This window comes from Streptomyces polygonati (assembly GCF_042650325.1).
Taxonomy (GTDB): domain Bacteria; phylum Actinomycetota; class Actinomycetes; order Streptomycetales; family Streptomycetaceae; genus Actinacidiphila; species Actinacidiphila polygonati.
Genome location: NZ_JBHSBB010000030.1, coordinates 88,575 through 113,982 on the forward strand (window position 1 = coordinate 88,575; position 25,408 = coordinate 113,982).

Consider the following 25,408-nt stretch of genomic DNA (forward strand, 5'->3'; position numbering starts at 1 on the left):
TAGGTCTCCATCGACCAGAGAAGGTCCGCGGGCAATGCGGTCGCGTACCCGCGAATCATCTCGTCCGGGCCGGGAGATCTACAGCTCTGAGGCGTTGCGCGGCGTCGGGCCAGGGTCGGGGTGCCACCGTATCGCCGGCCATCGGGGCGCCCTCCTCCCACCAACCGGTCCCGTTGAGCCAGGTGAGCAGCCATTGTGCGAGGGACGGCGAGTCCTGGAACCAGGCGTCGGCCCAGTCGGCCGGGCCGGCGTTCGGCTCGAAGAGGAGGATCTGCCCGTCGGGGTGGAGGCAGTCGACGGCGGCGTACATACCGCAGCCCCAGTCCAGGATCGGCAGGATGCCATGGGGCCAAAACCGCTCGGGGGCCGCCCGGAGGGTTCCGTACTCGGCCGTACAGGTGCGCCCGTCGCCGGTCAGGGGCAGCAGGAGGTAATCGGGTCCGAAGCCGCCGTTGGCGACCTGGCGGTAGAGCCCGCCGAGCGCCGGCGGCAGGGTGAAGCCGAGTCCGAACTCGGCTTGCGCGAGGTCATGTTCGCTCGCGCGGGGCGGAAGGTCCGTGTCCTGCTGCTCGGCGGCCCGGCTCCGTACGCGGGCGAAGAGCGCTGAAAGGTCGGTCACGTTGCTGCTTTCGAGGGGTGGGGTGTCCAGTGCGGGGGTCCGTGGTGCCGGAGGAGACGAACGCGAGCCTCGCGCGGGCCTGTTGAGCACCCACGACGACGATTGAGGCGACGGTTCCACGAAACCCGGATCGGTGTGTAACAACGGCCTCCAGGACTGTCGTTCAGTCAGGATGCCGCGGTGACGGGCCTGTTGCGTACTGCCTTCGATACTTGGGGTCACCTCGCCGCCACGTTCGATCACCGGGAGAAATCGTGTCTCGTGTCCTGCGCACCACTGCCCTCGCCGCCACTGCCGTGGTTGTGGCCCTCGGGCTGTCCGCATGTGATTCGGGGGCGTCCACGTCGGCGGACGCGTCGGCGACCCCGCCGGCGTCGACGCCCGCGGGGGCGTCCGCCCCGGGGCCCGCCCCCGCCACGGGCGGACCGGCCACGGGCGGACCGGCCACGACGGATGCGACCGGTGCGAAGGCCGACCCGGCGGGCACGGAGGCGTCTTCGTCCAGCGACAGGCCCGCCGCCGCCACCATCGGCCGCTGCCACACCGCCGGCCTGAAGCTCTCCTTCGGCAACGGGGACGGCACCTACAGCAGCTCCGATGACCAGCAGCACCTCGAGGTCCTGATGACGAACGCCAGCAGCTCGACCTGCACGGTCAAGGGCTTCCCGGGCGTCGACCTCAAAGCCGCGGACACCTGGTCCCTCGTCCGCACCGCCAAGACCGCCTCCACCGTCACACTCAAGTCCGGCGCCACCGCGAGCTTCGTCATCACGTACCTCCCCTGGGAGGCCGGCTCCGGCGTGGAGTTCAAGGCCACCAGCGTCGCCATCACCCCGCCCGGCGAGACCACCTCCGTCACCCTCACCTGGCCCGGCGGCAGCCTCCTCCGCCAGGACGGCGCCACCCACCCGGGCACGTACGTCGGCCCTGTCACGACCTCCTGACCTGTCGACTTTGCCCACGGGGGTGCGGAAAGCGCAAGGCGCCGGACCGTCGTTCGGGCCGGTCAGGTCGGGAACGGGTTTGCGCCGGGCGTCACCTCGGCCAGCCGCTACCCAGGGAACCCGGCGCGGAGTTCGTCCGCGGTGATACCGGAGATCGGGTCGTCAAACGACTCGGGCCCGTACCCGAACATCAGCAGTCGTGCGCCTGCGGCGGCACGCTGCGTCTGGCCGGCGGCGTAGGCGTCGCGGCGTCGCGGCGAGGCGGCGGAATCCCGCAGTAGCAACTCAGGTCGAAGAACAGATCGTACCGGCGCCCCGACAAGCAGGGGGCGTTCGCGGCGCACCCCGCGAGAAGGTCGTCGCGGCGGCGCGGGACCTGTTCGTCGCCCAGGGGTACGAGGCCACAAGCCGTCAGGAGGTCGCGGACCGCGCAGGTGTGGGCGTACAAACCGTTACTTCGTGTTCCGCAACGAGCGCGCACTGTTCAAGGATGTCGTCGACACGTCCATGGTCGGCGACGCCGGACCGGTCGGCCCCATGGACCGCGACTGGTTCCGCGGCGCGTGCGCCGGACCCACGGCGGCCGGACAACTGCGAGCCCACGTACGAGGTGTACGCGACATCCTTGGCCGGGTCGCCCTGATCATGCCGCTGGTCGCGGCCGCCGCGGCCACCGACCCGGAGATCGCCGCGCAGTGGCCCGCCGACCCGGCCCCGCGCTACACCGTCCAGCACGCCGCCGCGAACGCGCTGACCTCCGAGCCCGACGTCCGCCCCGGGCGTCGACACCGTCCGCGCCGCCGACCTGCTGTACGCGCTGCTCAGCCCCGAGCCTGCCTGCCCGGGGACGGATCCCACCTGGGGTCTCACCGGAGGGCCTCGACGCGTGGCGGGTCGGGCGACCGCGTAGGCCGGCGGCCCCCGCTACTGAGCGGGGGCCGCCGAGGCTTCAGCCAGTCCACAGCCCCGAGACGCCGAAGCGGTCTCAATGCCGCTCCTCCTGCTCGTCCGTACCGACGTCCTGTGCAGCCGGCCTTCACCACCAGGTACTGGTCGGCGTCGGCCGCCTCCTCACGTGCTGCCGCGAGCGAGCGTGGCGAGCAGCCCGAGGCGAAGTTCTTCGGCAGCGGCTCGGCACCGTCCGGTCCGGTCCGGTCTGACTTTCACGCATACGCGCGCGTCAGTCCGGGGTGGACACCGACTAGTCCGGTGGCCTGGTGGTTCACCGCGAGTGAGGGGAACGAGAAGGCCTGTGCGTGAACAGGGACTTCGGGATGTACCCGGTCACGACCTGTGTCTTGTCGACCACCTCGGAGACGTGGTAGTTCACCGCGAGTGAGGCGAACGAGAAGGCCTCCGCGACGCTCATCCCTTGTGTACGGCCGAGGAAGTCGATGGTCTTCTGGACCGCGATCTTGGTGGCGCGGTTGAGGTCCCAGTCGATGCCCATGATCAGCCAGTCGGTGTCGGTCTCTGCCCACGGCAGGTCGTTCGGGGTGTTCTTGAGGAGGGTGATGCGGAACGTCCCCGACAGGGAGTGCTCGACGGCGGTCTGGCTGACTTCGCCGTCGCCCTGGACGCTGTGGGAGTCGCCCATGAACAGCAGGCCGCCCGGCTGCCAGACCGGCAGGTAGAGCGTCGTGCCGATGGTCAGGTCGCGGTTGTCCATGTTGCCGCCGTACTTGCCGGGCTCGGTCGAGGGTTGGACGCCGGTCGCCGGTGGTGGGGCGTCGATCGTCGCGCCGACGAACTCACCGGTCGGCGGCGCGACGGCGATCGTGCCCATGAACTTGCGCGTCGGGATCTTGATCGAGTCGGAGAAGTGGATGACCTCCTTCCCGTGCCAGATGCCGCTGCGGTACATGTGGGTGCGGGACAGGAGGTCCGACGGGATGTCCAACGGGGCGTCGCCAGCCCGCCAGCCCGGGTACGTCGTTGCCATCACGCCACTGGTCGGTGAGGTGCCGTTGAAGCCGTAGTCGACGCGGGTGTCCAGCGCGAGGTACTCGATGGCCAAGGTGTCACCGGGCTCGGCGCCCTTCACGTAGACCGGGCCGGTCATGACGTGGCCGCCGCCGTAGTTCTGGTTGGCCGCGCGCCGGGCCGGCAGGCTCTCCCAGAACGCCGTCGCGTCCGCCAGCACTTCGTGCGGCTTGATCCCGAACTGGCCCATGTAGTCGACCGGGCTCATGGTGCCGGTCAGACCTTGCTGCGACAGCGCGTCGACGCGTACGATCTCGCCGGACTTCATGGTCACGCCCGGCGTGGCGTCGATCGGGAAACCGCCCCAGTGCAGGTTGCCCGGCGTCGATTTCAGGTGGTGGTCCCACTTCCCGGGGACGGCTCGGGGCGTGGCGGCGCCCGCGGGCGAGGTGACGGCGCCGGTGAGTCCGGCGGCGACCGGCACAGCGAGGCCAGCGGTCAGCAGGGTGCGCCGGCTGGGGGCGCTCGTGGACCGGTTCATGAGGTCTCCTGGCGTGGAGGGGATCCGGCCGTCTGGTCGGAGGGCGCCGAAGGGAGGTTCGGCGGGCGGTGTCACCATCCCGATGGCTCGTTTCCAGGGTGTCTCTCCGGCGATGCGTGAAGGTCAAAACCGGCTCTCACGGCCGTCGTCAGCGGGCGAGCCGGGTCAACGCCTTGCCCGTCTCGACCTTTCCCCCGCCGCGTGACCGAATACGGCAGCAGGATTGGCCACCTGGGCGAACTGACCTACCCGTCCCCGGCCTCCCTCTTCGGGAAGACTGCCCTGAACGGCCGCGAGCGGAGGGCTCGATCGTCGGGCTTCAGCAGGCAGCACCCCCTTCGGGTAGATCGTTGAGCGGGTCGTCATCCGTGGTCGTAGCCGGTGACGGGCACGTGGCGGGACACGAGGCGCCCGACGATCAGCGGCTCGACGCGCTCCCCACTTCCCACTTGCCAGGCCACAGCCGATCCGCGGCATGTGGACTGACGCGTGCAACTCGGTGGCCCGGGCTGCGACCGTTGCGAGAGCGGCGTCAATCGCCTCGTAGCGCACGGGTACGCCCTTGCTGCCGGTGCGTGTGCCGTGCTGGCCGATCATGTTGGCCACCCACAGCAGGCGATCCACCTGGATGAACTGCGCCGCGCCCAGCATGAAGTCGTTCTTCGCGCGGTCCCGGTGCCACTGCCGATAGGCGGCCTCCGGTTCGGGCCAGCGCTCGGAGATCGCGAGCACGAAGCCCTTGCCCCAGCCGCCCATGTCGTTGGAGACGTGCGCGATCACCTTCGGGCCCTTGCCCAGCGGTGTCGTCGCGTCACCGCGTACGTAGTCGATCCCGGTGCCCATGTCCGCCACGGTATCCGCGCGCACCGACAACGGCTGACAGTCAGGCCGGACCTTCACGTCGGAGGAACGCGGCGAAACCTGAGCCCGCCGGCGCGACTCGCGGCACCGGGCAGGGGCACGGGATCTCCCGCGCTCTCGGTCAGCCTGACGCGCTGAAACCGCCGGCGGCCGCGGCGCGGGGAGGCAGTACGGCGACGCGGCTCACCGGGGCGTCCCGGTGAGCCGCGTCGCGCGCGGCTACTTCTTGACCGTGATGTACTCCCAGGCACCCCATGTCGTCACGTTTGTGGTGTCCTTCGGGCTCTGGGCGTACTCCGCGCGGAGGCGGAAGCTGCCGTTGGTCGCGTGGACCAGGGAGAACCGGCCGTAGGCGGTGCCGGCGGAGCTGAGGGGGGAGCAGCCGGTGGTGAGGAGGGTGTGCCAGGCGCCGCCGGAGAACCGCTGTTCCTGGAAGTGCGCGCACTGGCTGGTCTTGTGGGGGGTGACGGCGGCCTTGAGGACCGCGGAGGCGGTGTGGTGGTAGACGCGGTAGAGGGTCGTGCCGACGCGGGTGCTCGTGTAGTACGAGCCCAGGGTCTCGGCGAGCGCCACCCGGTCGTACGCGGTCCGCGCCGCGGCGGCGGGGGCGTATCGGTAGTCGCCGGCGAAGGACGCGGTGAAGGTGGTGCTGCGGCTGAGCTTGTACGTCGCCGACAGATGCCCTGATGTGTCGACTGTGCCGGTCTTGATCAGGGTCTTGCTGCCACCGTACGGCTGGGCGTAGATCGAAACGGTACGGCCGTTGTACGTCGAGCCGAGAGCGGCCGTCAGCGTTGCAGTCGCGCCGTAGTCGTAGACCGAGGCCTTGGTGGTCAGCGTCAGCGGCGTGGCGCTTCGGGACACCTGGGTGGTGGCGGACGCGGTCGCCGCCTGGTGGGCGGCGTCGCCCGGGTAGCTCACCCGGTAGGTGTTGGCCCCGCCGATCTGCGGGGTGTCGCTGATGCTGAAGGTGCCGTCGGCGGACAGGGGAACGTCGCGCAGCGCCGTACCAGTGGTGTGGCCCAGATCGGTACGGGTCACATGGACGACCTCGCCGGACGGGTACGGGCCCGCGGAGAGCCGCCCGGAGACTGTCATCGCCGTCGCCCGGCCGGCGGACTTCGGCGCGGTGAGGGACAGGGTGGTGGCGGCCGGCGGGGGAAGCTGCCATGGCACGTAGAAGGAGTACTCGGCCATGTTGTAGCCGTTGCCCGCCGCGTCGACGGCCACGACATAAAGGGTGTGCGAGCCCCACCCGAAGCTCAGGGTCAGGCTGCCCCTGCCCTCCGCGTCGGCGGGTACCTGGGGAGCCCCGATACCCACCTGCTGGTCCACGGAGTACGCGAAGTGGTCCATGCCGCTGGCCAGGCAGTCCGGAGTCCCGGTCGTGTCGCACCCACTGGGCGGCGTCTCATGTGAACGGAAATCGAACGTCGTGGGCTGTCCCGCCTCTTTGAGCGGTGCTCCGGGCCCGCTGAGCGGCGGGAAGTCCGGGTTGGTGACGACCGTGGTGGCCGGCGGGCTGAAGTCGGCCGTGAAGTAGCACGTCGTGGTCGGGTTCGAGTATGCCGTGCCGTCGGAGGTCGACACGTTCCAGCCGTACGTGTGACCGTCCGCCAACGTCAGCGGGACGTTGATGGATTGCGAGGGGACGGGCAGCTGGTTCGCCGAACCGTCGGCCTCCTGCGAACCGTCGAGGTCCCATGCGTGCACGACGCCCGCATAGTGCACCCCGTTCACCGTCGGGGCCGGTATGCCGACGCGGATGTCGAAACCGGGGGAGGTGGTCGGTGTGGCCCAGTCAGGACCGTTGCACCCGTAGCCGACCGGCGACGTGGGCGTCGGCAGCGCCGGATCGACCGGAGTGTCGGCGGCGGACGCGGTCGTCGCCGGCATCACCATCAGCAGTGATCCGGCGGCGGAAGCCGCCGCCGCGACCAGCCGTCTTCTCCGGCGTCCCTTGCTCCGCACGTCGTTCCCTCCCCTGCCGGGCAACCCGGCGACACCGCCGCGGGGTTGTCGACCGCGGCGGAGATGTCCAGAACCGGACGGACGCTACCAGCGTGGAGCGTTGGGTGCGGCACCCCCTGCGACCAAAGGTCGCGTATACCCCGCGCGCCGCGTGGCGTGCCGCGCAATCAAGCGTCGCGGATGGTGCCCGGTAGGGAACGCGGAACGATCGATCGGGAGATCCGGCCGGTCTGAGTGGGTCTCGGGAGGCGGGTTCTTCGTGATCGTCTCCCACTGTTCTACCGGGCAGACCGGGGTCTGACGTGCCCGATCGCGGCCCTGGTGGGCACGCGAAGGTGCGGGACTCAGAGCTTCACGGCCACCACGTGGTCGACCCTGTTCGCGGTTGCCCTCAACTGGTGTCGATGCCGGCACCGTGAGACGGTCCGCACGCTCTGGCTCGAGTGCTGCGCCTGGTCGCCGGGATTCCTGGTCGGCTCGGTCAGCCCTGAAGCCGCCCTTGTATCGGGCGCACACATCATTGCCGTGGCCAGCGGTGTGGACACCCCTCCACGCTCGCCGCCGCTGGCGCGGCTGTTGTGCTGCCGGATCTGGCGCACACCGACCGCGTTCGTCGTCAGCCCGCCTGAAGCTCCGCCACCAGCCGCTCGGCAGTGTGCCGGGTGGGCTCCAGCCGGGGTCCTGCGGATGGGCGTGGGGGCCGGCGATCTTCGCGCAGACGAACAAGGTCATCACCTTGTCATCACCTTGCCGTCCCGGCTGTCCAGGTCCGCGTGGCGTTCGCGGCGCACGCGGTCGGCCAACTCCGGGACGGCGACGGACTGCACCCGCAGCGACGCGGAGTCCAGCCCCCGCGGAGCCATGCCCCAGTCCTCCCAGTCCTCCAAGTCGAACAGGCAGAAGGCCGGGCCGGTTACGTCCGCCCAGTTCACGTCGGCGTGCGCGGGGGTCCACCGCTGAACAAGCGTGTCCAGAGGCTCGGGAAAGGCGGACCGGATCACTTCATCGACATGGGCCTGGCTGATCGTGACCGTATCCGGCGTGGCCACCCTGGCGGTGCGATGCGCGGCGAGAGCGTCCAGGGAGGAGTTCAGTCCCGTCCACCACTCGCGAGTAAGCCCAGGATCGCCGGTCAGCACTCCACCGCAGGGCTTGCCCGGAGCTCCCGGCAGCAGTCGGGCTCTGCCCTTGACTCGGTCAGGAGCGTTGTACAGAGGGTTGTCGGCTGCCGTTCCGCGTTGACCGTCCGCCGGTCCCGTTCGCCGGGCCTGTCTGGGCGGTCTGCTGCGGCTCAACTCCCCGAAGTCCCCGGGATCATCCGGTCGATGGTGGCCGCCGCCTGCTCCGCGTGAGCCTCCAGCCAGGTGCCGAGGTGGTCCTGGACGGCCTTTGCGAGGCAGTTGCGAAGTGCGACGTTGCCGAGCCTGCCGTGGGTTGCGCCTTCGAATTCGCGAAGCTGCGGACGCGCTCTTCACGGGAGGTGCACCACCGCAGGGCCACCTCCGCCTTCCCCTCCATTCGCTGGTCCTCCCACTCGAAGCCGATGACGTCCGGATGGACCGGCCTGCTCGCCGGCGCGTCGAGGAAGGCGACGAAGTCCCGCGCCCCACCCGGGGAGCGGAACCGTACCGTTCGGGGCTCTCTCCCTGGGGGCGTCCGTCGGTCAGTGAGATTTCCAGGCCCCGGTTGAGGAAGGCGACTTCCCTGAAGCGCTCTTCCAGCACCGTGAACAAGCACTCGACGGTCGTGAAGATCTCCGAGTCGGGCCAGAAGGTGATGGTGGTCCCGCTGCCGGCCGCCGGTCCTACGGCAGCGGGCGGGGCCTCCCCGATGCCGCGGGTGTACCGCTGCTCCCAGCGAGTTCCGTCGCTCCGCACTTGGGCCGTCAGGCGGCTCGACAGGGCATTGGTGACGCACAGACCGAGAACTACCGGACCCATGGCTGCGGTGTTGCGGCCGACGGGCTCCCACCCGGCGGGCATGCGGGTCAGCAAGGTTTCGAGGCCGGGACCGTCGGCGTCCCCGGCGACCTCGACGGGGACGCCCGGCCCGTCGTCGGCGACGCTTACGCCGCCATCGGGTGTGAGGGTCACGTCCACAGAACTGGCGCGTCCGGCCGCGTACGACCCCTTTTACGACGCCCCCAACGTGCCTGATTCAACTTGAGCCCACTACCGCCGCGCTTACGCCCCCCTCCAGGCTGCGGACAGAGGAGAAGCGTCGTGAGTCGGGGTCGAGGAAGTTGAAGCGGGCCAGGTTGGCGACGTCGAGGTGCCTACCGGGATATCTACGGGCAAAGGGATCAGAAACCTTGTTAGTGCACCCGTCGATTGCCCATATCTGGCAACCTTGCAGATCGCTGAACCATCTGGGAGGGGACCCCGCTGTGACCGAAGTGCTGCCCGGCTCTGTCAACGCTGGCGAGGACGACGCCGACCGTGAAAGCGTCGAACAAGAACGCGCCAAACTGCGGGAGTTTGTCAAGGGGCTGAGCGCGGAAGACATCAAGTCGGGCGGCTGGTTCACGAAACTCTGCGCCCAGGCGCTGCGTTCGTACACCGAGAAAGCCACCTGGGAGTACTTCCAGCAGAAGTACAAGGGCGTGCCCGCGGACGGTATCGTCGGGAAGCAGATCAAGCTGGCGGCAAAGAACGCCATGATTGAAGGCGGGATCACCTCCAGCCTTTACACCGGGACGATCGCCGCGACCATCGGGTCGTTGGGCGGTGCCAGCCCCGCTGCTGTTCCGGCCGGTGTCGTAACGTTCATGGTTGACCTGACGTACATCACCCAGCTGCAGATGCGCCTGGCCTACGACATCGCGGTGATCTACCGGATCCCCCTGGACGTGGACGATCCCGAAGACATGATGAAACTCGTCCGGGTGGCATTCGGCATAAAGGCCGGAGAAGTCGCCCGCAGCAGTATGAAGTTCGTACCCGACCTGGTCCGGCAAGTCCTCAAGAAGTACTACTCCGGCCCGGTCCTTGCCGCCGCGAAAAGTCTTCCGTTCGTCGGGAAGCACCTCCTGCAACGCAACATCATCAAGTTCGGCATCCCCGGCGTCGGGATCCCTCTCACCATCTTCGTGAACCGCTACACGACCGTGGCCGCAGGACGCCACGCCAAATCCGTGTTTCGTGACGAAGCAGAGGTGATCGAACTCGCACACACTCTGATCCGACGTACGCGGCACCTGCGGCTGATGTTGTGGGTCGCGTGGCTCGTCATCAACGCGGACGGCAAGATCACTGACGCCGAGTCCCTGCTGTTCCAGCGGCTGACGCGACTTGCCCGGGAACAGCATCAGGTCGATGACGAGCAACTCGCCAACCTCGTCAACCTGGATCCGGACGAGGTATGGCACCGCGTCGATGCCGAGCCTGGGGACCTCAGTGACGTTGTCGACGCTGCCGAACGAGTCGCCACCGTCGATGGGGATCTCAACACGCACGAGAAGGCAGTCATCGCCGAACTACGGCAGCGCTGCCAGCGACGCTAAACGCGCGGTGCGCAGGCCCCACAGAGGCCGAAGTGCGCCCTACCGTCAGTGCCACGGTCGGTCCGTCGAACCTAGTCGGTGCCACCGGACAGGCGGGCCACCCCACCGCGCTCATCGCCGAAGCCCAGCGCGCGGCCGCTGGCCTCAACATCTCGACACATTCTGGGCACCCGCCCGCGCTGACCGCCGCCCAAGTCGCCGTCTACCAGCTCGGCATCTGCCGAGTTCTCGGCGGCACTGGCGCCGGCCTGCGCTGACGTGGTGAAAGAGGTGCCGTCGACTACGCCAACGCTGGCACCAATCGGCGGCGGTAGGGATCGGGGAGGGCCAGGCCGTTCTGGTCGGGGCGGTTGCCGAAGCGCTCGAGCCGGGCGATGTCGGAGACGAAGCCCAGCGGGGCCAGGTCGGTGGCTGAGTGGGACCTCAGCGCGTACTGCTCCTGGGCGGGTCCGGCGGTGCCGGTCTACTCCGCCGTGCGGTACTTGAACTCGATGGCCGTGCAGGCTGAGGGGCCGACGCAGAGCAGGTCGAGGTACTCAGCGCCGCGGGCGTCCGGTGCGTTCTGGCGTACTTCCAGTCTGGACTGGATCTTGGGGGCCAGCTCCCACAGGACGCGGGCGAAGCTGTGCTGGAGATCCGCCTCTGAGTGGAAGACAGGTCGGTCTTGCCGTAGCTGTGCCATGACCTCGGTCAGTGGTACCTCTCCGGCGATGAGGGGTCCGGACGTCGTTACGTCTCCCGACCCCTGTTCCGATGGTCTGTCCTGCATGTGGCTTCCCCCCGGCGGCGCGGACCCGTGGAAGCGACCGTAGCGCCGTTGCGGGGGCCTGCTCAGGCGTTCCGCCCACCCGCTCTGCTCCCGCCCGGGAGCCGGATTTCGGGTTTGGCTCCCAAACCGCTGCAGACGCCTCCGCGAACGACTCAGGGCCCCGATCCTTGGGAGGATCGGGGCCCTGACCTGCTGCTATACCGTCGGGGTGGCGGGATTTGAACCCACGGCCTCTTCGTCCCGAACGAAGCGCGCTACCAAGCTGCGCCACACCCCGGTGCAACGGGTTTTACTTTAGCGGACGTGGGGCCGGAGGCGAAATCCGGTTTGGGGTGGGGGAGGGGGAGGGCTAGGTGAGGGTGAGGAGGGTGGCTTCGGGGGGGCAGGCGATGCGGATGGGGGTGAAGCGGTTGGCGCCGCAGCCGGCGGAGACGTGGAGGTAGGAGGTGGAGCCGGTGGCGGTGTGGGTGGAGAGGCCCTTGACGCGGTCGGTGTCGAGGTCGCAGTTGGTGACGAGGGCGCCGTAGAAGGGGACGCAGATCTGGCCGCCGTGGGTGTGGCCGGCCAGGATCAGGGGGTAGCGGTCGGAGGTGAAGGCGTCGAGGACCCGCAGGTAGGGGGCGTGGACCAGGGCCAGGTTGAAATCGGTGTCCGGGTCGGGGCCGCCGGCCACCGCCGCGTAGCGGTCCCGCTTGATGTGGGGGTCGTCCAAGCCGGTCAGGCCGAGGACGGGGCCGTGGTCGAGCTTCACGCGGCCGCGGGAATTGCTCAGGCCGACCCAGCCGGCCGCGTCGAAGGCGTCTCGCAGGTCGCCCCAGGGGTTGCGGATCACCCCGTGGGCGTTGCGGTTCTTGCCGTTCAGACCGTGCTGGCCGCGGGCCTTCTCGCTCAGGTAGCGGGCCGGGTTGCGGAAGTGCGGGCCGAAGTAGTCGTTCGAGCCGAAGACGTAGGTGCCGGGGAACCGCATCAGCGGGCCCAGCGCGTCCAGGACCTCGGGGACCGCGGTGGGGTCGGAGAGGTTGTCGCCGGTGTTCACCACCAGGTCGGGGCGCAGGCCCGCCAGCGACTGGATCCAGCGGCGCTTCTTCTTCTGGCCGGACACCATGTGGATGTCGGAGAGCTGGAGGATCCGGATCGGCCGCATCCCGGGCGGCAGCACCGGCACCTCCACACGCCGCAACCGGAAGGACCGGGCTTCGAAACCGGCCGCGTACGCCACGCAGGCCGCGCCGGCTGCCGTTACACCCAAGGGAATTCCGTATCGCGCGCGCATACGCCCATCGTGTCAGAGTCCGGGCCCGAGCTACGCGCCAGGCCGCCCGCCGAACTCCCTTCCGGTTGAGGGCTTGAGGGTTCGACGCGTCCCGGCGCGGCCTCCGTCATCCCGCCGGTCCTCCCGGCCGGTTAATGCGCCGCGTCCGTGCCCCCGGGGTGCGAAAATCCAAGGCATGACCACGACCAGCCTCAAGCAGCGACTGCAGAACGACCTCAACGCGGCGATGAAGGGCCGGGACGAACTGCGCCTGGCCACGCTCCGCCTCACGCTCACCGCCATCACCAAGGAGGAGGTCTCCGGCACCACCGCCCGGCAGCTCTCCGACGACGAGGTGCTGAAGGTGATCGGCCGGGAGGCGAAGAAGCGGCGCGAGGCGGCGGAGGCGTTCGCGCAGGGCGGTCGTACGGAGTCGGCCGAGCGGGAGCTGGCCGAGGGCGAGGTGCTGGCGGAGTATCTGCCGAAGCAGCTCGGTGACGAGGAGCTGGCGGAGATCGTACGGAGCGCGATCGCGGAGAGCGGGGCGGACGGTCCCCGGGGCATGGGCGCCGTCATGAAGATCGCCACCCCGAAGGTCGCGGGGCTGGCCGAGGGCGGCCGGGTCGCCGCCGAGGTCAAGCGCCAGCTCGCGGGCTGACGGCGCCGGCTGGCGGGCGGATCGCGGCGGGCCCTGGACGACGCCCCACCCCGCCCCGCGCCCAGCCCCGCCCCGGGCCCCTGCTCCCGGCCCCGCCCCCCATACGTAAGGGGCACCCCACCTCCCGGGGTGCCCCTTACCGTCACGCTGAGCGCGAAGCCGAAGCCCCGCCGTACCTGAAGCCGAAGCCCCGCCGCACCTGAAGCCGGTGCTCCGCCGCCCCCCAGCCCCTACGGCCCGACCCCCGCGCCCCCGCCCGACGGCAGCAGGACCGGTGGCGCGCTCGCCCCGCCGGCCACCGCGCCGGCCCCCTGCGTCGTACCCCCGGAAGCGAGGCCGGAGGTGCCTCCGGCCAGGCCGCCTATCACCCCGGTCGTCGTGCCCATCGTGGTGACCCCGCCGGTCGCGCCGCCGGCCGCGCCGACCTTGTGGTGATGGGTGAAGTTGCCCGTCGGGGTGGCCGTGCCGGTCGGGGGACCACCCGGAGTGCCCGGGGTGCCCGGCGTGGTGGGCGGCGGTGTCTGCTGCTCCTGGGCCTTGTCCGGGATGTTGAGCGGGACGGTGGTGAAGTCCTCCACCGGCTTGCCCTTCAGGGCGCCGCTGACCGCGTCCTTCCAGATCGGCGCCGGGCCGGTGGCGCCCTCCACCTTCTCGTAGTAGCGGGGGCCGATGGTGATGTCGGTCATGTGCAGACGCTCGCCGTTCTTGCCGGCGCCGTTCGGGTCGCCCATCCACACGGCGGCCGCGATGTTCGGCGTGTAGCCGGCGAACCAGGCGTCCTTGCGGTCGTCGGTGGTACCGGTCTTACCGGCGGTCGGCCGGCCCGGCAGGTTGGCCGCCGTACCCGTACCGTCGTCGACCACGCCTTCGAGCATGGTGTTCAGGGTGTCCGCGGTGTCCTGCGACATCGCCCGCGAGCAGAGCGACTTGGGCACCGCCAGGTGCTTGCCGGCCGAGTTGGTGACCGAGTTGATCACGATCGGCGTGCAGTAGACGCCGCGGTTGGCGAAGGCGGCGTACGCGGCGGAGACCGTCAGCGGCGACAGCTCGTTGGTACCCAGGGTCAGCGACGCGCCCTGGACCAGCTGCTTGCCGTCGGCGCGGGTGACGCCCAGCTTGGCGGCCATGTTCAGGATCGGGCAGAGCCCGGTGTCGTGCTCCAGCGCCACGAAGTAGGTGTTGATCGACCTCTTGAGCGCCTCGGGCATCCGGAACGGGCCGACCTCGGTGGACATCTCGTTCTGCGTGGTCTGCGTGCCCGGCGGGATCACCGCGCCGCTGCAGGTGGTCACGGACGGGTACGGCATCTTGTACGGCGCCGGATACTGCTGGGTGGGTTTGTAGCCGGCCTCCAGCGCCGCGGCCGCGGTGATCGGCTTGAAGGTCGAGCCGTTGGCGAATCCGCCGCCGCCGCCCATGTCCGAGTTGACCGAGTAGTTGATCTCGGTCTCGTTCTTGTCCGAGCCGTACGGCTTGCTCTGCCCCATCGCGAGGACCTTGCCGGTGCCGGGCTGCACCATGGTCATCGCGGCGGCGATGTCGTCGCTCTTGTAGACGTGCTTGTTGATCCCCTTGAGCAGCGACTTCTGCGACTTGGGGTCGAGGGTGGTCGTGATGGTCAGACCACCGGTGTTCCAGAGCTTGGCGCGCGCTTCCTTGGTCTTGCCGAAGGCGGCGTTCTGCAGGAAGGTCTGCTCGACGTAGTCGCAGAAGAAGCCGGCGCCGTTGACCGCGGTGATGCAGCCCTTCTTGGGCGCGCTGACCTTGAGGCCGAGCGGCGCCTTCTGCGCGGTGGCGGCCTGGGCCGCGGTGATGTCCTTGAGTTGCGCCATCCGCGCGATCACGGTGTTGCGCCGCGCCAGCGCTTCCTGCTCGTCGTTGATGGGATCGTAGCGGCTCGGCGACTGGACCATGCCGGCCAGCAGCGCGGCCTGGTCGAGGGTGAGGTTGGCGGCGTGCGTGCTGAAGTAGCGCTCGGAGGCGGCCTCGATGCCGTAGGCCTGCTCGCCGAAGAAGGTGATGTTGAGGTAGTTCTCCAGGATCTTCTTCTTGCCGAGTTCCTTCTCGACCTGGATCGCGTACTTCATTTCCTTGATCTTGCGGCCGACCGTCTGTTGGGTGGCCTGGGCGACCTTGGTGGGGTCGTCGCCGGCCTCCTCCACGAAGACGTTCTTCACGTACTGCTGAGTGAGGGTCGAGGCGCCCTGGGTGCCGCCGGCCGAGGCGTTGTTGCTCATCGCGCGGAGGATGCCCTTGACGTCGAGCGCGCCGTGCTCGTAGTAGCGCGCGTCCTCGATGTCGACGATGGCCTGCAGGATGTTCGGGCTCATCTTGTCGATCGGGACGACCGTGCGGTCACGGGAGTAGACGGTCGCGATCAGTCCGCCGTTGGCGTCGAGGATCTTGGACGCCTGGCTCAGCGGGGGTTGCTTCAGTTCGCCGGGCAGATCGTTGAACCCGGCGGCTGTGCCCTTCGCGGACAGGCCGAGGGCGCCGGCGGCCGGCAGGGCGATCCCTGCCAGGACGACACCGGCGAGCACGCTGACACCGAGAAACTTGGCGGCCTGCTGGGCCGACGACAGCCCCCCGCCCGAACGCTTGTGAGCCATGACGGCAGCCTACGTTGCGATTCTCCGGACGAGCGCCCCCCCTGTTCGTTACTCTGTAACAGACAGGGCGCAATCGTCGTGCGTGCCCCTGTCTCCCGTTGTCACTCTTGTGAGTGATGAGAACTGTCCGAATTTCGGCATATGCCCCAGGATTTGAACCCTGTGGGCGGCGAACTACCCGCATTCGTCCTGGTAAGTCCGAATTCGATGACACTCACTCCGGTGGGTGATCTGCCGCGTACCCATAGTCCATTCGGGCCATGCAAGATTGGGCCTGAAAGGGCTGTTGCGTCGCGCCTACCTTCCGTAACGTCCCAACTGGCAGCGGTGAATATGCCGTTTGCCGCCGTGGGGGAGCCTCGATTCGGGAGAGGACGGCGCCAGCATGAGCAGCTGGGTAACCGACTGGAGCACGCAAGCGGCGTGCAGGACGACTGATCCGGACGAACTCTTCGTCCAGGGCGCGGCCCAGAACAGGGCCAAAGCGGTGTGCACCGGATGCCCGGTGCGGACCGAGTGCCTGGCCGACGCGCTCGACAATCGAGTGGAGTTCGGCGTGTGGGGGGGCATGACGGAGCGTGAACGCAGGGCGCTGCTGCGCCGCCGTCCCACGGTGACCTCCTGGCGGAGGCTGCTGGAGACGGCACGCACCGAGTACGAGCGGAGCACAGGGCTGCTGCCGCTCGACGACGAGGACGACTACGCGGTGGCCGGCTGACCCGCCGGTCCGCGTGCCGCTGTGGCGGATTCCGGCCAACGGATGTCCGCGCAGCAGAAGACGGTCAGGCTGCGGCCGGCTGACCAGCCAGCCGCAGACCGATCACCCGCAGTCCGTCGAGGTCGTGTACGTCGCCGGGCAGCGCTGTCACGTCCACCATCGGGACTTCGGGGTGCACGGACACAAAGCGGTCGCGAGTGCGTCGTTCACGCGCGACCACCTGCATACGCTCGGCATGCAGACGCAGCAGTCCGGCGGCGAGCCGTTCGGTACGGGCCTGCCGGTCTCCTTCCGTACGGTCCTGGTGCTCCGGGGTGCCGTCGGCGGTTCCTCCGACAGTCTTCCCGGGCGAGGGATCGACCATGCGGCCGGGTGCAAGATTTTCGGCGCCCTCGTCTCCGGCCGGGCTCCCCGTGCCGCCCACCGCGGCTGCTTCCCGGGACCGGGCCGCCTCTTCGCGGGCCTCCCCGGCCGCCTGGGCCCCTTGCTCGGCGTCGGCGGCGTCCGCCGCCGCGTCCTCCAGCGCTTCCGCCGCCGCCAGCGCGCGTTCCGCGGTGAGTCCGTCGGCGCCGCTGCCGTGCACCCGGTTGAGTACCAGGCCGGCCAGCGGCATGTCCTCGGCGGCGAGCCGCTCCACGAAGTAGGCCGCCTCGCGCAGCGCGTCCCGCTCGGGCGCCGCGACCACCAGGAAGGCGGTGCCCGGCGCCTGGAGCAGCCGGTAGGTGGCGTCCGCCCTGGTCCGGAAGCCGCCGAACATCGTGTCCATCGCCGCGATGAAGGTCTGCACATCCCGCAGCAGCCCGGCGCCCATCACCTTGCTGAGCGTGCCGGTCATCATCGACATGCCGATGTTGAGCACCTTCACGCCCGCCCGGCCGCCCACCTTCGCCGGCGCCATCAGCAGCTTGATGAATCTGCCGTCCAGGAAGGAGCCCAGCCGCTTGGGCGCGTCCAGGAAGTCCAGCGCGCTGCGGCTCGGCGGGGTGTCCACGATGATCAGGTCCCAGGCGTCCTGGGCCCGCAGCTGGCCCAGTTTCTCCATCGCCATGTACTCCTGGGTGCCGGCGAAACCGGCCGAGAGCGACTGGTAGAACGGGTTGTCCAGGATCGACCGGGCGCGTTCGGCGTCGGAGTGCTGGACCACCACCTCGTCGAACGTCCGTTTCATGTCCAGCATCATCGCGTGCAGCGATCCGCCGGCGGACCGATCGATTCCGGCCACCTCGCGCGGAGTGTTGTCGAGTTCGGTGAGCCCCATGGACTGGGCCAGCCGCCGGGCCGGGTCGATGGTCAGGACGACGGCGGTCCGGCCGCGTTCGGCGGCGCGCACCCCGAGGGCCGCGGCGGTGGTGGTCTTGCCGACGCCGCCGGAGCCGCAGCACACGATGATGCGGGTCTTGGGGTCGTCGAGCAGTGGGTCGATGTCCAGCACGGGGCTCTCCAGGCTCACGGTCGGTCCTCGTCGTCGTCCCGGTCGGCCAGATCCTTCAGATCGGCCGGGCCTTCGGGCTCGTCCAGGTCGGCCAGGTCGGCCAGGTCCTCAAGGTCGTCCGGACCGGTGCCGGCGCGGGCGGGCGGCCTGGTGAACACCGTGGCCTGCTTGCGCAGGCTCTCGGCGAGCCGGTAGAGGCCGCCCAGATCCATGCCCTCGCCGAAGAGCTCCAACTCCCGCACCGGCAGGCCGAGCCCGGCGATCTCGGCGCGCTGCTCCCGCTCCAGGACCACCCGCTCGGCGTGCTCGTGGGCCTGGGCGAGCAGCGGGTCCACGAGGCGCTCCGCCCCGCCGCCGCGGCGGGCGCCGCCGAGCCCGGCCTGGGAGAGCGCCTTGGCGACGGCGGTACGGCGCTTGGCGGCGGTGCCATTGGCGCTGGCCTTGGCCGCGGCGCCCTTCGTGGACGCGGCCTTGGCGGACGAACCCTTGGCCGAGGAGCCGTTCCCCGCGCCCTTCCCCTTGCCGCCCGCCGCTGAGCCGTTCGGGCCGGCCGGCGGGTCGCCGAACTCGGCCAGCTCGGCGTCGGCGAGCAGCACCGGCCGCACCATGTTGACGATCACCGCGCCCACCGGCAGCCCGGCCGCCCGCAGCTCGGCCACCCCGTCCATCGTCTCCTGGACCGGCATCTCCTCCAGCAGCGTGACCAGGTGGATCGCGGTCTGCGAGGACTTCAGCACCCGCATCACGGCCTGCGCCTGGTTGTGTATCGGGCCGACCCTGGCCAGGCCGGCGACCTCGTCGTTGACGTTGAGGAAGCGGGTGATGCGGCCGGTGGGCGGGGCGTCGAGCACCACCGCGTCGTACACCGGCCAGCCGGCCTTGTCCTTGCGGCGCACCGCCTCGCACACCTTGCCGGTGAGCAGGACGTCGCGCAGACCCGGGGCGACGGTGGTGGCGAAGTCGATCGCGCCGAGTTTCCGCAGGGCTCGGCCGGCCCGGCCGAGCTTGTAGAACATGTCGAGGTAGTCCAGCACCGCCTGCTCGGCGTCGATGGCCAGCGCGTGCACCTCACCGCCGCCGGAGGCGGAGGCGATCCGGCGCTCGGTGTACGGCAGCGCGTCGGTCTCGAAGAGCTGGGCGATGCCCTGGCGCTCCTCCACCTCGGCCAGCAGCACCCTGCGGCCTTCGGCCGCGAGAGCGAGCGCGAGCGCGGCGGCGACCGTGGTCTTACCCGTGCCGCCCTTGCCCGTCACGATGTGGAGCCTGACGGCAGATGACTGTTGAGGGCTCACCCTTCCGAGCCTAACCACTCGGCGGCCCGGCTACTCCGCTGGCCGCCCGGTTGGGGCCCGGCGCGGTTGTCCACAGGGGGCGGACAGGGGGCCCTGGCGAGGCACTACAGTCGCCGTATGGCGAAGAAGTGGGAATACGCGACCGTGCCGCTGTTGGTGCACGCGACGAAGCAGATCCTGGACACCTGGGGTGAGGACGGCTGGGAGCTGGTGCAGGTGGTCCCGGGGCCGAACAGCTCGGAGCAGCTGGTGGCGTACCTCAAGCGGGAGAAGCAGGCATGAGCGGTGCGGTCGAGGCGCGGCTGGCCGAGCTGGGCATCACACTGCCGGAGGTGGTGCCGCCGCTGGCGGCCTACCAGCCGGCGGTGCGGTCCGGGGCCTATGTCTTCACCTCCGGCCAGTTGCCGATGGTGGACGGCAAGCTGCCCGCCACCGGCAAGGTCGGCGCCGAGGTCACCCCGGAGCAGGCCAAGGAGCTGGCCCGGATCTGCGCGCTCAACGCGCTGGCGGCGGTCCGCTCGGTCATCGGTGACCTCGACCGCATAGCGCGTGTCGTCAAGGTGGTCGGCTTCGTCGCCTCCGCCCCCGACTTCACCGGCCAGCCCGGCGTCGTCAACGGCGCCAGCGAGCTGCTGGGCGAGGTGCTCGGCGACAAGGGCGTGCACGCCCGCAGCGCGGTGGGCGTCGCCGTCCTCCCGCTGGACGCCCCGGTCGAGGTGGAGCTCCAGGTCGAGCTCACGGACTGACCGGCCTCCGCGGACCGGCGTACGCGCGCACCGCGACCACCGGCCGACCCGCTCCCGGGCGGCCGGGCGCGGGCGGCGCGCGCCGGGGTCTCGCCCGGGTCTCGGCCCGCTTCTCGGTCGGTCCCGGAAGAACCGGGGCTCGAACAAATCCGCGGGGAGCCGTAAAGTCCGGGCCATGACCTCGATGAAGGGCGGCGCCCTCCCCCCGTCGTGGCCCGCGCGGATCAGGGCGCTCAGCCGGGGGGAGCTGACCCCGCTGACGCCGCGCCGGGCGGCCACCGTGCTGCTGCTCCGGGACGACCCCGAGGGCCTGGCCGTGCACATGCTGCGCCGCCACGCGGCCATGGCCTTTGCCGCCGGGGCGTACGCCTATCCGGGTGGCGGGGTCGATCCGCGCGACGAGCGGCCGGTGGGGTGGGCAGGCCCCTCGCTCGACACCTGGGGCGCCGCGCTCGGTGTGCCGCCGGGCCTCGCGCAGGCGGTGGTGTGCGCGGCGGTCCGAGAGACGTTCGAGGAGTCCGGTGTGCTGCTGGCCGGCCCGGACGCCGGGACGGTGGTCGCCGACATCACCGGCGAGGACTGGGAGGCCGACCGCTCCGCCCTGGTCCGCCATGAGCTGGCGTTCGCCGACTTCCTGGCCGACCGCGCCCTGGTGCTGCGCTCGGACCTGCTGGCTCCCTGGGCCCGGTGGATCACCCCGGAGTTCGAGGAGCGCCGCTACGACACCTGGTTCTTCCTCGCCGTCCTCCCGGTGGGCCAGCGCACCCGGGACGTCTCCGGCGAAGCCGACCGGACCGCCTGGCTGCGCCCCGCCGAGGCCCTCGCCGGCTACGACCGCGGTGAGATGGTCATGCTGCCGCCGACCGTCACCACGCTGCGCGCCCTGCTCCCGTACGACACCGCAGCCGAGGCCCTCGCCGCCGCCCCGGGCCGGGATCTCAGCCCGGTGATGGCGCGGGCGGTGCTGGGTGAGGACGGCGGAGTGGTCCTGAGCTGGCCGGGCCACGACGAGTTCACCCAGCTACTTCCCGGCCCCGGCCCCGGCCCGGTCCCCGCCCCCGCCGACGCCCCCGCCGACGCACCCCGGGGGGAGACCCGATGAGCGCCGCGACCCCCTCGACTCCGGCCCCCGGGCAGCCGGGACCCACCATCGGCGGCCGGGCCACCGCCCGCGCGCTGTGCGTGCTGGCCCCGAACCCCTCGCCGATGACGCTGGACGGCACCAACACCTGGATCGTCGCCGAACCCGGTTCCCCGCTCGCGGTCGTCATAGACCCCGGCCCGCTGGACGAAGGCCACCTGGCGCATGTGGCGGCCACCGCCGAGCGGGCCGGTCTGCGGATAGCGCTCACCCTGCTCACCCACGGCCACCCCGACCACGCCGACGGCGCCGCGCGCTTCGCCGAGCTGACCCGCACCTCCGTACGCGCGCTGGACCCGGCATTGCGCCTCGGCGACGAGGGGCTCGTCGCGGGCGACACGGTGACCACCGGCGGTCTGGAACTGCGGGTGGTCGCCACCCCGGGGCACACCGCCGACTCGCTGTCCTTCCACCTGCCGGCCGACGGCGCGGTGCTCACCGGCGACACCGTGCTCGGCCGGGGCACCACCGTGGTCGCCCACCCCGAAGGCCGGCTCGGCGACTACCTGGACTCGCTGCGGCGGCTCCAGGCCCTCACCACCGAGGGCGGTGTCGACACGATCCTGCCGGGCCACGGGCCGGTGCTCGCCGACGCCCGCGGCGCCGTGGAGTTCTACCTCGCGCACCGCGCGCACCGCCTGGCGCAGGTGGAGACCGCGGTCGAGGCGGGGCTGCGCACGCCCGCCGAGGTCGTCGCCCATGTCTACGCCGATGTGGACCGTACGCTCTGGCCCGCCGCCGAGCTGTCGGTCCTCGCCCAACTCGACTACCTGCGCGAACACGGACTGATCGACACACCATGACGCCGACGCCCACCCCCGCCCCGCTCTTCGGGCCGCCCGCCGAGCACCCTTTCGACCCCTGGTCGGCCGCCTTCGTCGCCGACCCCTATCCCGCCTACGACGAGTTGCGCGCGGCGGGCCGGGCGCACTTCTTCGAGCCGACCGGCCAGTGGCTGATCCCGCACTACGACGACGTGAACGCGGCGCTGCGCGACCGCCGTCTCGGCCGCACCTATCTGCACCGCTTCAGCCACGAGGAGTTCGGCCGCCAGGCCCCGCCGGCCGGGCACGAACCCTTCACCACCCTGAACGGCAACGGCCTGCTCGACCTGGAGGCGCCCGCCCACTCCCGGGTCCGGCGGCTGGTGGCCAAGGCGTTCACCCCCCGGACGGTGGAAGCGCTGGCGCCCACCGTCGAGCGGCTGGCCGCCGAACTCGTCGATGCCTTCCACGCCGACGGCGGCGGCGATCTGCTGGCCCGGGTGGCCGAGCCGCTGCCGGTCGCGGTGATCGCCGAGATGCTGGGTATCCCGGCGGCCGACCGCCCGCTGCTGCGGCCCTGGTCGGCGGCGATCACCGGTATGTTCGAGCTGAATCCCACCGCGGAGGCCGCCGCCGCGGCGGTCCGGGCCAGTGAGGAGTTCTCCGGCTATCTGCGGGAGCTGATCGCGGCCCGCCGCACCGACCCCGGTGAGGACCTGATCAGCGCGCTGGTCGCGGTGCAGGACGAGGGGGACGTGCTCAGCGAGCAGGAGATGGTCTCCACCATCGTGCTGCTGCTGAACGCCGGCCACGAGGCCACTGTGAACACCACCACCGTCGGCTGGCTGACCCTCTTCCACCACCCGGACCAGCTCGGGCTGCTCCGGCGCGAGCCCGGTCGGCTGCGCGACGCGGTGGAGGAGCTGCTGCGCTACGACTCCCCGTTGCAGATGTTCGAGCGCTGGGTGCTGGACGACATCGAGATCGGCGGCACCCTCATCCCGCGCGGCTCCGAGGTCGCCCTGCTCTTCGGCTCCGCCAACCGGGACCCGGCCCGCTTCGAGGCGCCCGGCCGCTTCGATGTCACCCGCCCCGCCGACGGCAACCGCCACCTCAGCTTCGGCGCCGGCATCCACTACTGCCTGGGCGCGCCGCTGGCCCGGCTGGAACTCGCCGCGTCCTTCGGCCACTTGCTGCGCCGGGCCCCCGGCCTGAAGCTGCTGGCCGAGCCGCGCTGGCGGCCCGGCTATGTGATCCGGGGCGTCGAGGAGCTACAGGTCGGCTGGTGACGGCCGATCCCGTGACCAGGCATCGCCGGACCCCGCAGCCGACCACGGGGCCCGGGCCGGCAGGCCGCCCCGAGGCGGCCCCGCCGCCCCTACCTCGGCACCGTCAGCCGCCAGGCCGAGGGCTCCACCGTCCAGGTACGCGTCCGCACCGGCCCGGTGATCGCCGAGTCCGCGCGGTAGCGGAAATCGCGCCCGGAGACGGTGATCGTACGGGCCCTGGTACTCACCTGGGCCGCTTCGTGCTGGGTGCGGCGGACCGAGATCTCGGCGAGGCCGGTCGGCGCGCACCGCACCGAGACCTCGTGCACCGGCTCGTCCAGATCGGCCAGCAGCACGCCGTCCGCCTCCACCCGCAGCCGCTGAAGACGCGGCGGCTGATAGCCGTTGACCGGGATCGGCGAGGTCAGGGTGCGCACCAGGGAGCGGGCGGTCTTCTCCACCGGCGTCCACCAGTGGGCGCCGGAGTGCGCCTGCGGCATCCCGGACGGGATGCTCAGCGCGCCCAGCACGATGCCGCCGCTGTCGTCCACCAGCAGGTCCAGATCACGCGCGATGCCGTCCAGCACCGCCCGGGCCGCGGCCGGCACCCCGTCGGGCACGCCCAGCGCCCGGGCCAGCGCGGAGCGCGGCCCGATCGGCACCAGCGAGACCGGCGCGTCGCCCAGCGAGCGGTCGCGGTGCATCACCCTGATCGTCCGCAGCAGCGCGGCGTCGTCGCCGAGCACCACCGGGTGCCTCCGGCCGCGGTGGGCCAGGGCCCGCTCGACCTCCTCGGCGGATTCCGGGAAGACGATCTTCACGGAAACCGCGCCGGCACAGAGCACGTCCTTGGCGATCCGTACGGATTCGCCGTCGGTCGCGCGCGCCGCTGGATCGATGACCACGAGCAGGGGGTACCCCCGGACGGAGTCCGGGCGAGGATGCCCAGAAGACTCGGCCGACACCTTGGTCCTTCCTCAGGTAAAATCTCGGTGCAAGAGCCCCTTGCGCCTTTGCGTCAGGGGCTTCGTCTATTCCGGGGCAGGTTCGACGGCTCTCTGCACGTTGGACATGCCCCGCCCGGAAGGGGTGTACGCCTGTGCCCGCACTTGTGCTGCTCGGTGCTCAGTGGGGTGACGAGGGCAAGGGGAAGGCCACCGACCTGCTCGGCGGCTCGGTCGACTACGTGGTCCGCTACCAAGGGGGCAACAACGCCGGCCACACCGTGGTGGTCGGCGACCAGAAGTACGCACTGCACCTCCTCCCGTCCGGAATCCTGTCACCGGGTTGTGTGCCGGTCATCGGCAACGGCGTGGTGGTCGACCCGGCGGTCCTGCTCTCCGAGCTGAGCGGGCTGAACGAACGCGGTGTGGACACTTCCAAGTTGCTGATCAGCGGTAACGCCCACTTGATCACGCCCTATCACCAGACCATCGACAAGGTGACGGAACGCTTCCTGGGCAAGCGCAAGATCGGCACCACCGGGCGCGGGATCGGCCCGGCCTACGCGGACAAGATCAATCGGGTCGGGGTCCGGGTCCAGGACCTGTTCGACGAGTCGATCCTCCAGCAGAAGGTCGACGCGGCGCTGCAGGACAAGAACCAGATCCTGGTGAAGATCTTCAACCGGCGCGCGATCAGCACCGAGCAGATCGTGGAGGAGTACCTCGGCTACGCCGAGCAGATCAAGCCCTTCGTCGCGGACACCGCACTCGTCCTCAACAACGCGCTGGACGAGGGCAAGGTCGTACTGATGGAAGGCGGCCAGGGCACGCTGCTCGACGTCGATCACGGCACCTACCCCTTTGTCACTTCGTCCAACCCGACGGCCGGCGGCGCCTGTACCGGAAGCGGTATCGGCCCCACCAAGGTCACCCGGGTCATCGGTATCCTCAAGGCCTACACAACGAGGGTGGGCGCCGGACCGTTCCCCACCGAACTCCTCGACGAGGACGGCGCGAAGCTGCGCAGCGTCGGGCACGAGTACGGGGTCACCACCGGGCGCGACCGGCGCTGCGGCTGGTTCGACGCGGTCATCGCCCGGTACGCCACCCGGGTCAACGGTCTGACCGACTTCTTCCTCACCAAGCTGGACATCCTGACCGGCTGGGAGCAGGTGCCGGTGTGCGTGGCCTATGAGATCGACGGCCGCCGGGTGGAGGAACTGCCGTACAGCCAGACCGACTTCCACCACGCCAAGCCGGTCTACGAATACCTGCCCGGCTGGTCGGAGGACATCACGAAGGCGAAGAGCTTCGCCGACCTGCCGAAGAACGCGCAGGGTTATGTGAAGGCGCTGGAGGAGATGTCCGGGGCGCCGATCTCGGCGATCGGGGTCGGGCCGGGCCGCAGCGAGACGATCGAGATCAACTCGTTCCTGTAGCGGGCGGCTGACGCG

General features: G+C 70.5%; 22 protein-coding genes, 1 tRNA gene and 2 pseudogenes. 12 read left to right on the top strand and 13 right to left on the bottom strand.

Annotated elements, in window-relative coordinates; translation table 11 throughout:
- Window positions 1–55: 55 nt before the first annotated feature.
- Window positions 56–619 carry an SMI1/KNR4 family protein gene (locus tag ACFO3J_RS31080; RefSeq protein WP_386436594.1) on the bottom strand — a complete coding sequence of 188 codons (564 nt, stop codon included), beginning with the start codon at window positions 617–619 and terminating at the stop codon, window positions 56–58.
- 254 nt (window positions 620–873) lie between these two features.
- Between ACFO3J_RS31080 and ACFO3J_RS31085 the strand changes: the two genes are divergently transcribed.
- Both ACFO3J_RS31085 and ACFO3J_RS31090 read left to right on the top strand, forming a co-directional pair.
- Complete coding sequence (locus tag ACFO3J_RS31085) at window positions 874–1,563, top strand: DUF4232 domain-containing protein (RefSeq protein ID WP_386436597.1); 690 nt, start codon at window positions 874–876, stop codon at window positions 1,561–1,563.
- Window positions 1,564–1,762: 199 nt separating this feature from the next.
- The gene (locus tag ACFO3J_RS31090) at window positions 1,763–2,206 is read left to right on the top strand and encodes a TetR/AcrR family transcriptional regulator (protein WP_386436600.1); all 444 of its coding nucleotides are present in this window, start codon (window positions 1,763–1,765) and stop codon (window positions 2,204–2,206) included.
- Window positions 2,207–2,785: 579 nt separating this feature from the next.
- On the opposite strand, the gene ACFO3J_RS31095 is transcribed toward ACFO3J_RS31090, so the two are convergent.
- The 5 genes and pseudogenes from ACFO3J_RS31095 to ACFO3J_RS31115 form a co-directional block, all read right to left on the bottom strand.
- Entirely contained in the window at window positions 2,786–4,027 is a 1,242-nt protein-coding gene (locus tag ACFO3J_RS31095) for an acetamidase/formamidase family protein (protein WP_386436603.1), read from the bottom strand.
- Between the two features lie 362 nt (window positions 4,028–4,389).
- Window positions 4,390–4,870 (bottom strand): annotated as a pseudogene (locus ACFO3J_RS31100) (Appr-1-p processing protein).
- 237 nt (window positions 4,871–5,107) lie between these two features.
- Window positions 5,108–6,859 (bottom strand): hypothetical protein, encoded by a 1,752-nt coding sequence (locus tag ACFO3J_RS31105; protein WP_386436606.1) that lies wholly within the window; start codon window positions 6,857–6,859, stop codon window positions 5,108–5,110.
- A 616-nt stretch (window positions 6,860–7,475) separates the two neighbouring features.
- Window positions 7,476–8,067 (bottom strand): annotated as a pseudogene (locus ACFO3J_RS31110) (hypothetical protein); the annotation flags it as partial.
- A 106-nt stretch (window positions 8,068–8,173) separates the two neighbouring features.
- Window positions 8,174–8,830, bottom strand: coding sequence for a hypothetical protein (locus ACFO3J_RS31115; RefSeq protein ID WP_386436609.1), 657 nt, complete (start codon window positions 8,828–8,830; stop codon window positions 8,174–8,176).
- A gap of 415 nt (window positions 8,831–9,245) precedes the next feature.
- Here ACFO3J_RS31115 and ACFO3J_RS31120 point away from each other — a divergent pair, with 415 nt between their 5' ends.
- Both ACFO3J_RS31120 and ACFO3J_RS31125 read left to right on the top strand, forming a co-directional pair.
- Window positions 9,246–10,361 carry a hypothetical protein gene (locus ACFO3J_RS31120; protein ID WP_386436612.1) on the top strand — a complete coding sequence of 372 codons (1,116 nt, stop codon included), beginning with the start codon at window positions 9,246–9,248 and terminating at the stop codon, window positions 10,359–10,361.
- Between the two features lie 32 nt (window positions 10,362–10,393).
- Entirely contained in the window at window positions 10,394–10,618 is a 225-nt protein-coding gene (locus tag ACFO3J_RS31125) for a hypothetical protein (protein ID WP_386436614.1), read from the top strand.
- A gap of 206 nt (window positions 10,619–10,824) precedes the next feature.
- Here ACFO3J_RS31125 and ACFO3J_RS31130 read toward each other — a convergent pair whose 3' ends face one another.
- From ACFO3J_RS31130 to ACFO3J_RS31140, 3 genes are all read right to left on the bottom strand, one after another.
- On the bottom strand, window positions 10,825–11,043 hold the full coding sequence (locus ACFO3J_RS31130; protein WP_386436617.1) for a hypothetical protein: 219 nt from the start codon (window positions 11,041–11,043) through the stop codon (window positions 10,825–10,827).
- A gap of 290 nt (window positions 11,044–11,333) precedes the next feature.
- Window positions 11,334–11,407, bottom strand: a tRNA-Pro gene (locus ACFO3J_RS31135).
- A 72-nt stretch (window positions 11,408–11,479) separates the two neighbouring features.
- Window positions 11,480–12,403: a metallophosphoesterase gene (locus ACFO3J_RS31140; RefSeq protein WP_386436619.1), complete on the bottom strand. Its 924-nt coding sequence runs from the start codon at window positions 12,401–12,403 to the stop codon at window positions 11,480–11,482.
- A gap of 175 nt (window positions 12,404–12,578) precedes the next feature.
- Here ACFO3J_RS31140 and ACFO3J_RS31145 point away from each other — a divergent pair, with 175 nt between their 5' ends.
- Window positions 12,579–13,040: a GatB/YqeY domain-containing protein gene (locus tag ACFO3J_RS31145; RefSeq protein ID WP_386436622.1), complete on the top strand. Its 462-nt coding sequence runs from the start codon at window positions 12,579–12,581 to the stop codon at window positions 13,038–13,040.
- A gap of 230 nt (window positions 13,041–13,270) precedes the next feature.
- Here ACFO3J_RS31145 and ACFO3J_RS31150 read toward each other — a convergent pair whose 3' ends face one another.
- Window positions 13,271–15,649, bottom strand: coding sequence for a transglycosylase domain-containing protein (locus ACFO3J_RS31150; RefSeq protein ID WP_386436625.1), 2,379 nt, complete (start codon window positions 15,647–15,649; stop codon window positions 13,271–13,273).
- Window positions 15,650–16,034: 385 nt separating this feature from the next.
- On the opposite strand from ACFO3J_RS31150, the gene ACFO3J_RS31155 reads away from it, so the two are divergent.
- Window positions 16,035–16,367: a WhiB family transcriptional regulator gene (locus tag ACFO3J_RS31155; RefSeq protein ID WP_386436628.1), complete on the top strand. Its 333-nt coding sequence runs from the start codon at window positions 16,035–16,037 to the stop codon at window positions 16,365–16,367.
- Between the two features lie 64 nt (window positions 16,368–16,431).
- Here the strand turns inward: ACFO3J_RS31155 and ACFO3J_RS31160 are convergent, their stop codons facing one another.
- Together ACFO3J_RS31160 and ACFO3J_RS31165 are read right to left on the bottom strand one after the other, a co-directional pair.
- Entirely contained in the window at window positions 16,432–17,817 is a 1,386-nt protein-coding gene (locus ACFO3J_RS31160) for an ArsA family ATPase (protein WP_386436630.1), read from the bottom strand.
- A complete protein-coding gene (locus ACFO3J_RS31165) occupies window positions 17,814–19,052 on the bottom strand; it encodes an ArsA-related P-loop ATPase (RefSeq protein ID WP_386436633.1) in 1,239 nt (412 codons plus the stop codon). The genes ACFO3J_RS31160 and ACFO3J_RS31165 overlap by 4 nt, the downstream gene beginning before the upstream one ends.
- A 156-nt stretch (window positions 19,053–19,208) precedes the next feature.
- Here ACFO3J_RS31165 and ACFO3J_RS31170 point away from each other — a divergent pair, with 156 nt between their 5' ends.
- The 5 genes from ACFO3J_RS31170 (at window position 19,209) to ACFO3J_RS31190 (ending at window position 23,031) form a co-directional block, all read left to right on the top strand.
- Window positions 19,209–19,373 carry a DUF4177 domain-containing protein gene (locus ACFO3J_RS31170; protein WP_386436636.1) on the top strand — a complete coding sequence of 55 codons (165 nt, stop codon included), beginning with the start codon at window positions 19,209–19,211 and terminating at the stop codon, window positions 19,371–19,373.
- Window positions 19,370–19,837, top strand: coding sequence for a RidA family protein (locus ACFO3J_RS31175; RefSeq protein WP_386436639.1), 468 nt, complete (start codon window positions 19,370–19,372; stop codon window positions 19,835–19,837). The genes ACFO3J_RS31170 and ACFO3J_RS31175 overlap by 4 nt, the downstream gene beginning before the upstream one ends.
- Before the next feature lie 175 nt (window positions 19,838–20,012).
- Complete coding sequence (locus ACFO3J_RS31180; RefSeq protein WP_386436642.1) at window positions 20,013–20,939, top strand: NUDIX hydrolase; 927 nt, start codon at window positions 20,013–20,015, stop codon at window positions 20,937–20,939.
- Window positions 20,936–21,781, top strand: a complete 846-nt coding sequence (locus ACFO3J_RS31185) for an MBL fold metallo-hydrolase (protein WP_386436645.1) — start codon at window positions 20,936–20,938, stop codon at window positions 21,779–21,781. Before ACFO3J_RS31180 ends, ACFO3J_RS31185 begins: the two co-directional genes overlap by 4 nt.
- The gene (locus ACFO3J_RS31190) at window positions 21,778–23,031 is read left to right on the top strand and encodes a cytochrome P450 (protein ID WP_386436647.1); all 1,254 of its coding nucleotides are present in this window, start codon (window positions 21,778–21,780) and stop codon (window positions 23,029–23,031) included. The genes ACFO3J_RS31185 and ACFO3J_RS31190 overlap by 4 nt, the downstream gene beginning before the upstream one ends.
- 89 nt (window positions 23,032–23,120) lie before the next feature.
- On the opposite strand, the gene ACFO3J_RS31195 is transcribed toward ACFO3J_RS31190, so the two are convergent.
- Window positions 23,121–23,915 carry a diacylglycerol kinase gene (locus tag ACFO3J_RS31195; protein ID WP_386436650.1) on the bottom strand — a complete coding sequence of 265 codons (795 nt, stop codon included), beginning with the start codon at window positions 23,913–23,915 and terminating at the stop codon, window positions 23,121–23,123.
- Between the two features lie 194 nt (window positions 23,916–24,109).
- Here ACFO3J_RS31195 and ACFO3J_RS31200 point away from each other — a divergent pair, with 194 nt between their 5' ends.
- Complete coding sequence (locus ACFO3J_RS31200; RefSeq protein ID WP_386436652.1) at window positions 24,110–25,393, top strand: adenylosuccinate synthase; 1,284 nt, start codon at window positions 24,110–24,112, stop codon at window positions 25,391–25,393.
- Window positions 25,394–25,408: the final 15 nt, after the last annotated feature.